The 13,571-nt window shown below is 37.3% G+C and carries 9 protein-coding genes and 1 pseudogene; 5 read left to right on the top strand and 5 right to left on the bottom strand.

The genetic code is table 11. The features are described from left to right. Nucleotides 1-156 precede the first annotated feature (156 nt). Nucleotides 157-1,344, top strand: a complete 1,188-nt coding sequence (locus ACFOUV_RS12295) for a NupC/NupG family nucleoside CNT transporter (RefSeq protein WP_379497065.1) — start codon at nt 157-159, stop codon at nt 1,342-1,344. Between the two features lie 63 nt (nt 1,345-1,407). Here ACFOUV_RS12295 and ACFOUV_RS12290 read toward each other — a convergent pair whose 3' ends face one another. Continuing rightward, nucleotides 1,408-2,757: an MATE family efflux transporter gene (locus ACFOUV_RS12290; protein WP_379497064.1), complete on the bottom strand. Its 1,350-nt coding sequence runs from the start codon at nt 2,755-2,757 to the stop codon at nt 1,408-1,410. A gap of 159 nt (nt 2,758-2,916) precedes the next feature. Between ACFOUV_RS12290 and ACFOUV_RS12285 the strand changes: the two genes are divergently transcribed. Then, entirely contained in the window at nt 2,917-3,987 is a 1,071-nt protein-coding gene (locus ACFOUV_RS12285; protein WP_379497063.1) for an undecaprenyldiphospho-muramoylpentapeptide beta-N-acetylglucosaminyltransferase, read from the top strand. A gap of 57 nt (nt 3,988-4,044) precedes the next feature. On the opposite strand, the gene ACFOUV_RS12280 is transcribed toward ACFOUV_RS12285, so the two are convergent. From ACFOUV_RS12280 to ACFOUV_RS12265, 4 genes are all read right to left on the bottom strand, one after another. Next, nucleotides 4,045-5,202, bottom strand: coding sequence for a Ger(x)C family spore germination protein (locus tag ACFOUV_RS12280; RefSeq protein ID WP_379497062.1), 1,158 nt, complete (start codon nt 5,200-5,202; stop codon nt 4,045-4,047). Further along, nucleotides 5,192-6,313 carry a GerAB/ArcD/ProY family transporter gene (locus tag ACFOUV_RS12275; protein WP_379497061.1) on the bottom strand — a complete coding sequence of 374 codons (1,122 nt, stop codon included), beginning with the start codon at nt 6,311-6,313 and terminating at the stop codon, nt 5,192-5,194. The genes ACFOUV_RS12280 and ACFOUV_RS12275 overlap by 11 nt, the downstream gene beginning before the upstream one ends. Before the next feature lie 8 nt (nt 6,314-6,321). After that, nucleotides 6,322-7,824 carry a spore germination protein gene (locus ACFOUV_RS12270; RefSeq protein WP_379497060.1) on the bottom strand — a complete coding sequence of 501 codons (1,503 nt, stop codon included), beginning with the start codon at nt 7,822-7,824 and terminating at the stop codon, nt 6,322-6,324. 113 nt (nt 7,825-7,937) lie between these two features. Continuing rightward, nucleotides 7,938-8,489, bottom strand: a complete 552-nt coding sequence (locus tag ACFOUV_RS12265) for a beta-class carbonic anhydrase (RefSeq protein ID WP_379497059.1) — start codon at nt 8,487-8,489, stop codon at nt 7,938-7,940. A gap of 184 nt (nt 8,490-8,673) precedes the next feature. Between ACFOUV_RS12265 and ACFOUV_RS12260 the strand changes: the two genes are divergently transcribed. From ACFOUV_RS12260 to ACFOUV_RS12250, 3 genes and pseudogenes are all read left to right on the top strand, one after another. Beyond that, complete coding sequence (locus ACFOUV_RS12260; protein ID WP_379497058.1) at nt 8,674-8,943, top strand: hypothetical protein; 270 nt, start codon at nt 8,674-8,676, stop codon at nt 8,941-8,943. 870 nt (nt 8,944-9,813) lie between these two features. Further along, a pseudogene (locus ACFOUV_RS12255) lies at nt 9,814-11,540 on the top strand (ABC transporter ATP-binding protein). Beyond that, entirely contained in the window at nt 11,540-13,570 is a 2,031-nt protein-coding gene (locus tag ACFOUV_RS12250; protein ID WP_379497057.1) for an ABC transporter ATP-binding protein, read from the top strand. Before ACFOUV_RS12255 ends, ACFOUV_RS12250 begins: the two are co-directional and overlap by 1 nt. Nucleotide 13,571 lies beyond the last annotated feature (1 nt).

The raw sequence follows: 13,571 nt of genomic DNA, 5'->3' as shown, positions 1-13,571 counted from the left end.
CGTTGGTTAAGTTATAGTAGCAGTTCATACATAGTATCGTTTGGTTACTTCAAAGATAGAACGGAACCGAAAGATAATAAAATTCATTTATTTTGTTAATAAAACTGAAATTAGGGAAAAACTAATATAATACCTTAATTAAAGGGAGGCATCACCGTGGATATTCTTCTCGGTATTTTAGCAATCATTATTACATTGGGGTTAGCCTATCTAATGTCCAATGACAAGAAACATATTAATTATAAGGGTATAGGAATCATGCTTTTATTCCAATTGCTGATTACGTGGTTCATGTTTTCCACAGAATTAGGTAAGATCATTATCAATGGCATATCTGCAGGATTTAATAAATTAATTGAATTTGGTACGGAGGGGATTATGTTCGTACTAGGTGGATTTGTAGTTGATGAGGGTGGCGTATTCTTCTTCAATGTTTTGCTGCTTATTATCTTTTTTGCGACAATCCTATCTGTACTTACATATCTGAAAATACTACCGACGATTATTAAGTACTTTGGTGGGCTTATTTCGAAAATTACAGGATTACCTAAAATTGAATCATTTAACGGAGTAAATAGTATCTTTTTTGGTCAATCGGAAGCCTTAATCGCTATTCGATCCCAGTTCCATCATTTAACCGCAAATCGTTTGTATATTGTTAGTGCTTCTGCCATGAGTTCGGTGTCTGCCTCGATTGTTGGTGCATATATCCAAATGCTCCCTGCAGAGTACATCCTAGTAGCGCTTCCATTAAATATGTTCAGTGCATTAATGGTTGCTTCCATTATTGCGCCTGTGACTGTACCTAAGGAAGAAGATTATGTTGATGTATCCAATGTAACAGAGGATAGAAGTGTTTTTGAAGCAATGGGGAATGGTGCACTTGAGGGTGGTAAAATTGCCTTAATTGTAGCAGCTATGCTCATCGCCTTTATAGCATCCTTGGAGCTTGTCAACTGGATTATTCAAGCTGTATTTGCTGGGGTAACCCTTCAACAGATTTTAGGATATATTCTTGCACCGATTGGGATTTTAATGGGTATTGCACCAAGTGAAGTCATTGAAGCTGGTTCTATTATGGGTACCAAGATTGTTACCAATGAGTTTGTAGCTATGCTCGAATTCCAGCCGTTGCTTGATACAATGTCTGAGAAAACAATTGGTATCGTATCTGTATTCTTAACAAGCTTTGCCAACTTCTCTTCGATTGGAATAATCGCAGGAACAGTGAAAGGTATTGATAGTAAAAAGGCTGGAATCGTATCTGGATTTGGTATGAAATTATTAGGTGGTGCGATCCTTACGTCCATCTTATCTGCTACAATAGCAGGATTGTTCCTATAAAAATTAAATTAACGAGATAGTAAAAAAGCTCATCTGCATCTACTATGCGAATGAGCTTTTTCCTTATATGTTTGCGTATTTCTTTTGAATATGAATTAACCTCCATAATAATGCTACTGCACCACAGCTAAGACCGACGATAATACCGACCCAATATCCGAATGGTTCAAGGGATGTGTAATTTGCTAATATCCATCCTGTTGGGAGCCCGATAACCCAATAGGAAACTAATGCGATAATTAATGTCATGTTTACATCTTTATAACCCCGAAGTGCACCTTGAATCGGTGCTCCAAATGCATCTGCCAATTGATAGAAGATAGCAAAGAAGATAAATTGCTTCGTAAGCTCAATGACTTCTGGATTCGTATTGTATAGGGCTGCAACTGGTCCCTTAAAAACGAACAGAATAACCCCGGCAAATATGGCAATAAATACACCGCCACTCATACCAATATATCCGTAGATCCGTGCTTCTTTATAACGGTTAGCTCCAGCTTCAAAGCCAATAACTATCGTTAACGCCATCCCGACACTTAATGGAATCATGTATAGAAGTCCGGCAAAGTTTAGAGCTGCCTGGTGTGCTGCAATCGTATATGTGTCATAGGCACTCATTAATAAGGTTACAGCAGAAAAGATACTAGTTTCAAAAAAAATCGCGGCCCCAATTGGAACTCCAATTTTTAATTGATTTGCCCATAGTCTGAGTGAGGGAAGGTACCAACTTCCAAATATATTGTATTCACGGAAAGGGTGGACGCGAAGCATTACAATAAGGGAAATGATACATACGACCCAATACGTCAAGGTTGTAGCGATACCAGCTCCAATCCCACCAAAAGCTGGAATTCCAAGCTTGCCGAATATAAAGATATAATTAAAAAAGACATTAAGGGGTAACGATATTAAGATAATGATCATGGAAGCCCGCGTCTGTCCCAATCCGTCCATAAAACAACGGATCGTATTAAAAATAAATAAGGGTATAATCCCTGCGCCTATAGAAATAAGATAGTATTTTGCAATATTGCTTACTTCTGGCTCTAAGTCCATTAACGAAAGTACCGGATTTATAACAGAGGCACCTGCTGCAATAATAAGAAAGGAAAAGGCGATTGCCAAGTAAATTCCCTGCTGAACAATTTTGGGAACTTCACCTTTCAATTTAGCACCAAGAAGTTGAGCGATAATCGGAGTAATTGCCAGGACAATCCCATTAATTCCAGTTGATACTGGTATCCAGAGACTGGACCCGATTGCGACACCTGCTAAATCCGCTGCACCTGCACGGCCGGACATCACTGTATCAAAGAATGTCATTAAATTTAGACTGATTTGTGTAACCAGAATTGGGAATAAAATTATGATAAATAGCTTTATTTTTTCTTTGAGCGTAGATGTTTCGTACATTTAACTCTTCCTTTTTCTGATATTTTCTAATAGGATAGAGAGTGTATCCTAACGAGAAATAAGAGAGGATGTTCAAAAGTCCAACCTCTTAATTGAACAGACACATAAAAGTTATTATACTTGGTTATGATGATTTGTGAAAGAAAGGAAGTCCTTTTAATGAAAAATAAACGTATTCTCTTCACTGGTGGTGGAACAGCAGGCCATGTTATTGTCAATTTGGCTCTGATTCCTTTTTATCAGGAAGAAGGGTGGGAAATTGATTATATAGGTTCCTATGATGGAATCGAAAGAAAATTAATCGGTCAACTAGAAGGTGTCACCTACCACCCGATAGCCACCGGGAAACTGCGCCGATATATGTCTAAGGAAAATTTGAAAGATCCATTTAAAGTGATGAAAGGTACGATGCAAGCATATCGGATTATAGGAAAACGTAAACCGACCGTCATTTTTTCAAAAGGTGGGTTCGTCTCCGTACCAGTTGTTGCGGCTGCAAAACTGCGCGGCGTGCCATCTGTTATTCACGAATCTGACTATACACCAGGGCTTGCAAACAAACTTTCTATCCCATTTACAAAGAAAGTTCTTGCAACATTTCCAGAAACCATGGAATATCTTCCAGAGAAAAAAGCGGAATATGTAGGGGCGGTTATTCGCGAAGAACTTTTTAGGGGGAGTAAACAAGATGGTCTGAGCTTTGCCGGTTTAACAGGTAAATTGCCTGTGCTGCTTATTATGGGTGGGAGTGGCGGCTCACAAAAAATTAATGAAACGATAAGAGGAAGTCTACCTGAACTTTTATCTTCTTTTCAAATCATACATATTTGCGGGCAAGATAAAATCGATCAATCGATAGATGAAGTCGGATATGTGCAATTTGAATATATTAACGAAGAATTAAAAGATATTTTTGCAGCGACAGACTATGTGTTATCTCGTGCTGGTTCGAATGCGATATTTGAATTCCTGGCTTTACGTATTCCGATGCTGTTAATTCCATTATCCAAAAGTGCGAGTCGAGGAGACCAAATAATTAACGCGAATTCATTTCAGGAAAAACGTTATGCAAGAGTCCTTGAGGAAGGAAATCTTACCGAAGGAACACTGAAAAAAGAGCTGTTACAACTAAAGGAATATGCTCCAATCATGGTTGATACAATGAAAGAGTTTAAAAGTGAACAATCACGTAATCGAGTCATTGAAATTATTAAAAGTGTTAGTAAGTAATAAGAATCATCCCTGGTCTTGATTAGCCTGGGATGATTTTTTTATACTCAGTCATACTTATTGGAATGTTCCGTAATGCTTGATTTCCACGTTTACATTGAAATCCATTGTCACATCCGGATATTTTTCACGCCATTCTTCCGTAGTAAAATTACCTTCCCTTTTTTTAGAGTGATAAATGGTCCCAAGGCCAAAAGGATCTGTATTGAGTTCTTGTAGTTTAGCGAAAAGGGTGTCATACTGCCTTGTGATTTCTTTTTCAACTTCTTTTTCGAGTAAATTTAAAATTTCCTCATTGTCTATCCTTATGTGTTCGGATAGTTCATATAAGTCTGTCTCTATGTTAATAGTTGCTTTATAATTCAAATTTTGAAAATCAGTTATCTTTGTCTTGTTTTTCCCTTTTAAAACGGTTAGCCTCAGGTACAGGTTTTCCGGATCTTCTAATTCTCCACTATTTTTAATATATTTTTCAAAAGGTTCTACAGGTAGAGTGATATCAAGAGGCGTATTTTTTGTTGTATCTAAAAATTGGTGAATTAAATAGGCATCTTCTAATGAAACCTCATCAACAAGTTTATCGTCTCTGAATACAGCAAGTCCTGTTAAAGCCGGTCTATCTTCTACTAAGTCAATAATAGGCAATACTGGATCTTGCCCAATTTCAGTTTCCCTGCGTGAGAAGTCATATAAAGAAGAATTGGGAATCGCGTTTTCCTCAATTTCTTTTTCCAATATACCCTCAATATATTGTCCAACGGTAGATGTAATTGCATCTTGCCCTTTGGTAAGTAATTCTTTTGCATGTGTATTACTTATTGCTAAGTACATCGTATCTGCAACACGGGAGTCCCGTACCAATGTACTTATATACGGTAAAATACCTCTTTGTGCAATTTCTTTACTATAAATTTCCACACGGATTTGTCCTGGTGTTAGAGCATATTTTGTTTGACGTCCCGCATCATTCAACGATTGTTTTAACGTATGTCCTTTGCCGAATAAAGTTGTGGTGATTTCCTCGGATTGGGCATCAAATTGAAAGACAACGACGGAAGTTTCAATTTGGTTATCGTCGTCCGCTGCAATGTCTATGCCCCGTGTATGTATAATCCCTAAACTCTCTATTTCCCTTGTTTGTAAAATACAAGCTGACAGGAAAATAAGATGCGTAATTATTATTATTATAAGAACTATTTTTCTTCTAAGGCCCATTACTTACACCCTCTTTATGATGACGCCATCTTTTCTTTAACAATACAATTGGAAGTAGCAGAAATGGATATACAAATACGAGCCAAAAGCCAGCTTGTGAAATGAAATTAGTTACCTTTTGAATTTGAAAATGATAGTCCATGAAGATACAGACTACTAACAACAATGCAGATGCAACATATAATGTGATCTTTTGAGGTACTAGAAACAATCGCTTCATTCCATGTGTTACTCCCCACATGAGAAGAACCATATTCGGAGTGACAACCATCATCCATTCTGCTACAACGACAAAATCAAAGCGTTCGACAAAGGAAAAGGTTTGAACTTTAAAGAGGCCAAGCACAGACCATTCTCTTCTTGAAATTTGATCTGCACTGAAAAACCCAATTACAATGATTGTTGTTAGCAGGATAATCCAAGATGTCCATAAAGAGCCTAATATTACAGGTAATTTCGCTTTTTCTTTATTCTGTATAAATGGATAGAGCATAAAAAGGATTTCAAACCCTGAGAATGTATACGCTGAAGCCTTAGCCCCCTGTAATAATTCGACTAGAGAAGCTTGCATGACGGGCTGAAAGTGCGTGATATCTATATCCATTAATGGTTCAATTAAGAGTAATAAGAGCCAATGTGGAAAGAGAAAAAAGATAAAACACACTCCAATAATGACACGGATACCACCAAGAACCGTATAAATGATTAGAATTAGTAAAATTAGTCCCATTGTAAATGTGCTTATTTCAGGGAAAAGAAAAATCTGCACAACCTCTATATAAGTAATTACGACCGATAATAATGCAGATGCAAAATAAACGATATAAACGAAACCGAGTAATTTTCCAAACCATTTCCCAAAAATGTCAACTTGAATCCCGAGTATATCCGCATTCTCGTATTGTTTTAGAATTAAAAGCATAACGAATAATACAAAGATGACGAAGATTGAAGTGATAATAACCGAAATCCAAGAATCCTGACGAGCTTCGGCAAAGATATAGGTAGGACTTCCTAACATACCAACACCTAATTGAATCGAAGAAATAATGAAAAATAAATAAAATGCATTAAATTGTAGACTTGATTTCATTTTCACATTAATTTCCATAATATCTCCTACTCATCGATGTCATTTTTATTTATTGCTCTTCTTTCTTTGAAACGAATCAAATCCTTCGGTCGGAATGAAGCAAATCTTTTTCCTTGAAAGGATTGAGGTAAGCGAAATAATACTTTATTAAGATCTTCCATACGAAATGGGTAGATAGGTGTCAAATACGGTCTTCCCAATGAAGTTATTCTTAATAAATGGATGAGTATAAAGCTAATCCCAAACAGTATGCCAATAATACCGAGCATTCCAGCCAGCAAAATCATCGGAAACCGGAGGATACGAATCGTTGTACCCATTAAATAACTTGGTGCTGTAAAAGAGGCCAAGGCACTAATAGTGATAAAGATAATTAAAATATTACTCGTAATTCCTGCTTGTACGGCAGCTGTTCCAACAACAACACCGCCAACAATACCAATCGTTTGTCCGACCTTTGTTGGGAGCCGGGCACCAGCTTCTCTTAAGAGTTCAATCATCAATTCAAGAAAGATTGCTTCAAATATGGGTGGAAAAGGTACAGAAGCTCTTGATTGACCTACTGAAACAAGTAATTGCGTTGGTATAGTTTCAAAGTGGTAAGTAACCCCAGCAACATACAGCGGGGTAAGTGTTACCGCTATAATCATCGATATAAACCGAAGTATTCTTAAGAACGAGCCCGTATTCCAACGCATATATAAGTCTTCTGTTGATTCAAAAAAGCTAAATAAGGTAGATGGAGCAAGGATTGCGTTTGGACTATTCTCCATGAGTACGCCAATTCTTCCTTTTGTTATTGCATACGTTGCCCGATCTGGAAGCTCAGTTGAATAAAATTGTGGGAAAACGGTAAAGGAATCGTCCTCGATATACTGCATCAGTACATTATTGTCTTCCACTTCGTCGACATGCAGCTCTTGTAATCGTTGCCGCATCGTATGAATGTCGGTTTCATTTGCAATTGATTTAACATAGACTAAACGTACTTCGCGGGGGAATCTTTCACCAACCATGATTTTCTCCATAACGAGATCAGTTGACCGGATTCGCCAGCGCATAATATTTAGATTCGTAGTTAATGATTCCGTAAAGGCAACTTGAGGGCCAATGACGACCGTTTCTGTTTCGGCTTTTGACAATGCTCTTTTTTGTACATTTAACATAGGGTAGTTAATTGCCATGTCTTCATTTTCTACATAAATAATTACATGACCATTAATTATTTTCTCGAGTATTTCCTCTAATACAGTTGTCTTTTCTCCAGAACTTAAGGGGATATCATTTAAGACCTTCTCATGGTCCCACGCATTATCATTTTCCAATAATGGCTTTAATAATAAAGCTTCGACTTTTTCTGGTGTCACCTGATAGGGGATATAAAATACCGCTATTTTCTTATTTAAATGGTTATAGACAGAGAAGCTCAAATCGGTGTTATTTTCAAATTTACTTGTAAGCAATTCCTCAAGTTGTTCCATTTTGCTTGGAAAAATGTTTGTATATTTGTTTTTTCGACTTTTTCTCATAGAAACCCTCCGGCATACCATCTTTCTTCTATTTAGTATGCCGGTAAAAAGAAATATTTATGAATAAAATTAAAAAAACTACCAACTCTTTTTAGAGTGGTAGTTCAAAATATTTAATGTCTTGTAACAATGTCAACTTTTCCTGTATCGGGGTTGATAACCAACCCGTGAACTTTCACTTCTTTAGGCAATAGTGGGTGGTTTCGAATAATAGATACACTTTGCATGACAGACTCTTCTACAGTATCAAATCCATGAAACTCTTCATCGAGATTAATTCCGCCATTTGTTAGGTTGTGTATGGTATCTTCAGATATACCGCGTTCAACAATGGTTTTCTTAAGAGCAGCTGTATCAACATTGGACATTCCGCAGTCATGATGTCCAATGACAACCACTTCATCAGCCTTTAATTTTAATACTGCAACAAGAATACTTTTCATAATACTGTCAAAAGGTTTCCGAATAATAGCACCTGCATTTTTAACCATCTTTACATCACCATTATGGATATTTAATGCTCGATGTAATAATTCGACTAATCGTGATTCCATACAAGTAAATATGACCATTTTTTTATTTGGATACGTATCCGTTGTATATTCTTCGTATTTTTTTTCTGATACAAATTGTTTATTGTATTCAAGCATTTCATCTAAGTGCATTTAATCAACTCCTTTTAATCTTTGGTAAAAACTATAGCATTTTTTTGGGATATATGGAACTATATTGAAAAGGAATGACAGAATTTGATGCTTAGGAACCATTTTTCGAAACATTCGTAATTGTCATTGTTAAGATACATTTATTGATGTAATATGTAAGTATAAACCAAAAAGGGGTGAGGAAATGGGAGACTTTGTTCGAAATTGTCGTTTATGTAAAGAACCTATGAAAAGCAGCCCGTTCATGATGTGCTTAACATGTCTTAAGGACAGCGAACAAGTTCGTAATTATATCCGTAAAAGACCTCATGCAACCCTGGAAGAAATTTCTCTATCGACCAATGTGTCACATGGAAAAGTTGAAACTATGGTAAGTCTTGGTTGTAATAAAAAAGATGAACTTGAACCAAAAAAGTTCATATATAAACCTAAAATAAAGAGCAGTTCACCCTAAATTGAGCAGTTCTCTTTTTTGGTGTTTTCTAAAAGATTTTTGTTAATTCGCAAAATATATAAACTGCGACGTAACTGCTTTTCCTCCCGTCCGGGATCGCTCTGGGCGGATGCTTTCCGCGGGCACGGCCTCAGCCCCGAAGAGAAAACCACTCTTCTGGTCTTCGGACACGTGCTGGGACTGCGATTACTCGCCCCACCGAAAACATTTGTTCCCGCAGGAGTCACCGCCCGCCGCTCACCCGGACTGGTGAAGCTCGGTAATATGAATTTTATAAATCACTAATGCACTTATCAGTTTGTAAGCTTAAAACCAGCTCTGGGGAAATATACGAAGACTCCAGCGGGAGGAAAGGCATCGGTGAGACCCCGGAGTGCGAAGCACGAGGAGGGCTCACCAGCCGCCCGCGGAAAGCGAAGTATATTTCCCCAGAGCGGTCGCCGAAGTAACTTATCCTAGTTCGTATTTTATCTCGATTCTGCAATGGCCTAGAAGCAAATCATTATGAAAATAAGCTTTTTAGGGCTGTTTAAATTTCAAAAATACAGGAAAACTAAAAAAAGCTATTGACTAATAATATTCTTAATACTATAATTATTGGGAATTAGAATATATGGAAGGAGGTCACTACGATGGAAAGAGTTATCATTCATAAGCCGTATAATTGCATAGTAGTACCCGTGACCTCTGTGATGAATGAGTTTAGTAATTACATAACTAGTTAATCATTTAAAGGTCACATCTGTGACCTTTTGAAATATGAGGGAGAAATTTGCCCTGCTGTATGCATACGTCATAGACGTATGCATTTTTTGTGTATGTAGTTACTGAACTTTTTTGGTTAAAAAAGAAAGAATAGAAGGTGGAAAAATGTTTCAGGTATTTAAAAAGCTGGATTGGTTCTTTAAGCATTACTGGAAAAGGTATTCATTTGCAATTATCTCCTTGATTCTCGCAAGTGCAATTGGACTTATTCCACCTAAACTTGTTGGTATAACGATAGACCATATACAGTTTGAGACATTGACGATGCAGCTATTAACAGCGCTGATTATTGGCTATCTCGTGCTAACAATTGTTCATTATGGGATTACACCCTGTTTGGAGGAGCAGTTATTCTGGAAAGGTGGATGCGGAGTCGATTGATCTCACATTTTCTTAAGATGACCCCAACTTTTTATGGGAAGTATCGTACGGGAGATTTGATGGCAAGGTCTACGAATGACTTAAAAGCGATAAGTCAGACTGCTGGATTTGGAGTTCTTACCCTTGTGGACTCAAGTATTTTTATGTTGATGATTGTGGCGGTTATGGGATTCACAATCAGTTGGGAGTTAACCCTTGCTTCACTCATTCCATTGCCTATCATGGCTGTTATTATGAATAAATATGGTTCGGCAATTCATTCGAGATTCACAGAAGCACAGGCGGCATTTGGAAATTTGAATAACGAGGTATTGGAGTCAATCAGAGGAGTACGTGTTATCCGGGCATTTGTTCAGGAAAAACAAGATGCTGATAGATTTCAGTCAATGACCGAAAATGTATATAAGAAAAATATTGAGGTAGCAAAAATTGATGCATTGTTCGAACCAACGATGAAAATTCTTGTTGGATTGTCTTATACGATTGGTTTAGGGTATGGTGCTTTTCTCGTATTTGAAAGTGTAATGACACTTGGGGACCTCGTAACATTTAATGTCTATCTTGGGATGCTCATATGGCCGATGTTTGCAGTAGGAGAGCTGATCAATATTATGCAGCGTGGTAACGCATCATTGGATCGAGTAAATGAGACGATGGCCTATGAAGCCGATGTACAAAATCCAGTTAAGCCAAAATTGGTTCGAACTGTCGATTCCATTCACTTTTACCATGTATCCTTTTCCTATCCTTCAGTGGAAAGAAATCAATTGGAAAATATATCGATGCATGTTTTAAAAGGGCAAACCATTGGTGTTGTGGGAAAGACAGGTGCAGGCAAAACAACGCTCTTTAAATTATTACTGAGACAATTTCCTGGTGTGAAAGGCACGATTAACGTGTCGGATACAGACATCAATGATATTGACTTAGAACTGATAAGAAGTTGGATTGGCTATGTACCGCAAGATCAAATGATGTTTTCCAAGACAATAAGAGAAAATATTCAATTTGGGAAATCGGATGCAACAGATGAAGAAATATTCCGGGCCATGGACCTTGCCTATTTTCTTGATGATATGAAACAACTGCCGAATGGTTTAGATACGCAAGTTGGTGAGAGTGGAATTACTTTATCTGGTGGTCAGAAACAACGTGTTGCCTTGGCACGAGCTTTTATTAAAAATCCTGAAATACTAATTCTGGATGATTCGATGTCAGCTGTAGATGGAAAGACGGAAGCAAAAATTATTGAACATTTACGAAAAGAAAGACGCAACAAAACGACCTTTATTGCAGCACATCGGATGTCAGCAGTAACCCATGCGGATCATATTATTGTACTCGAGGACGGTAAGATAGTCGAAGAAGGGACGCATGAACAATTAGTGCAGCGGGATGGCTGGTATCAAGAACAGTATCAGCAGCTTGAGGATGGGGAGGTGGCACTGTAATGAAGCCATCAACGGAAAAGAGATTATTTCAATATGCACTAAATTACAAGAAAGGAATATTAATCGGTTTATTTTGCTTAATGATTGCTGTTGCTTTAGAACTTACAGGACCATTAATCGCAAAAACAGTTATCGATAAACATATACTAGGAATAGAAGGATACTGGCACGAAATTGCGAATAATGACGATAATCAAACGGTTGAATATAATAGTCGTTTTTATAAACGAAATGATCGTCTATCCAGTTCAGATGATCTGATAGGTGATCAAGCAACGTTATTCCAAATTGGCACAACCTACTATTTTATAAATGAGGAAGTACCACTTGAAGGGGAACGTTCTCTTGAGGGAAATCAAATTCGTATTACGACATCTAATGAGGTTTATAGCTATGATGCTGACAGTCTATCACTAACCGAAATATATCCTTTCTTTCAACCGGAACAGAGACCTATTATGATGCTGTTGATATTATATATGGTACTTCTCGTTATTGCAGGGGTGTTTCAATTCTTTAAGACATTTTTACTGCAGAAATCAGCTAATCAGATAGTTAAGAAGATGCGTAATGATTTATTTGATCATACACAGCGTATCCCAATCAATTATTTTGTGGATCAGCCAGCAGGTTCCATTGTGGCAAGAATAACAAATGATACGGAAGCTATTCGGGACTTGTATGAGCGGGTATTATCAATTATTGTTACAAGCGTTGTCTACATGGGTGGTATTTTTGTGGCCTTATTTATATTGGATGCACAGCTTGCAGCAATGTGTTTATTATTGATTCCATTATTATTTGGGTGGATGAAAGCCTATAAATATTTTGGTACAAAATATAATAAAGTAATCCGTGCAACGATCAGTCAAATAAATGGGAATATTAACGAAGCCATTCAGGGAATGCCAGTAATACAAGCATTCAATCGTGAAAACAAAACAAAAGAGGAATTTGAAGTATTAAATGAGCGTAATTATACGTACCAGAAAAAGCTGATTAAATTAAGTGCACTGACATCGTATAATTTGGTAACTGTTATTAGAAACCTGACATTCGTTGGGTTTATCTGGTATTTCGGTTCCTCTTCGATTGGAATGACAAGTGTTATTTCAATCGGAATGCTATATGCATTTGTTGATTATATTACAAGACTATTTGAACCAGTTACAGATATTGTGAACCAGCTTCCATTGCTTGAACAGGCTCGTGTTGCAGGGACTCGAGTATTTGAATTGCTAGACCGTGATGGGGAACATGTCAATAATGAGAAAGTCGATAAATATCATGGAAAAATTAAATTTGACCATGTATCTTTTGCCTATAATAATGGAGATTACGTACTGAAAGACATTTCATTTCAGATAAATGAAGGTCAGACTGCTGCATTTGTAGGTCATACGGGTTCGGGGAAAAGTTCCATTATGAATTTATTGTTTCGATTTTATGACGCCGGGAAGGGAGTTATAACAATCGATGGTCACAATACAAGGGAATGGTCCAGACAACAAGTGCGAAGTCATATGGGGATCGTACTACAGGATCCATTTTTATTCTCAGGGACAATCGTCTCCAATGTAACCATGAATGATCCGAACATAACGAAAGAAGCGGCGATAAGCGCATTAAAAGCGGTTGGAGCAAATCGTTTTATTGATAAACTGCCGAATTCCTATGATGAAGCTGTAACGGAAGGTGGTACAACATTTTCGCTTGGGGAGCGTCAGCTTATTTCTTTTGCACGTGCATTGGCATTTGACCCAGCGATACTGATTTTGGATGAAGCAACGGCGAATATTGATACGGAAACGGAAAATATTATTCAAAAAGCGTTGGCGGTCCTGAAAGAAGGCCGAACAACACTTGTCATTGCACACCGTCTATCAACCATCCAACAGGCTGATATGATATTTGTTCTTGATCGTGGCACTATCAAAGAACAAGGAAATCATGATAAACTTATAAAAGAAAGAGGTTTATATTATCAGATGTATCAGATGCAAAAGGGCGAAGTTAAAGCTGTTGTCTAAA

It is taken from the genome of Oceanobacillus longus (assembly GCF_042650085.1).
GTDB lineage: Bacteria > Bacillota > Bacilli > Bacillales > Amphibacillaceae > Oceanobacillus > Oceanobacillus longus.
Note: the sequence above shows the minus strand (reverse complement) of the source record. Positions and strands in the feature narration are given on the sequence as shown.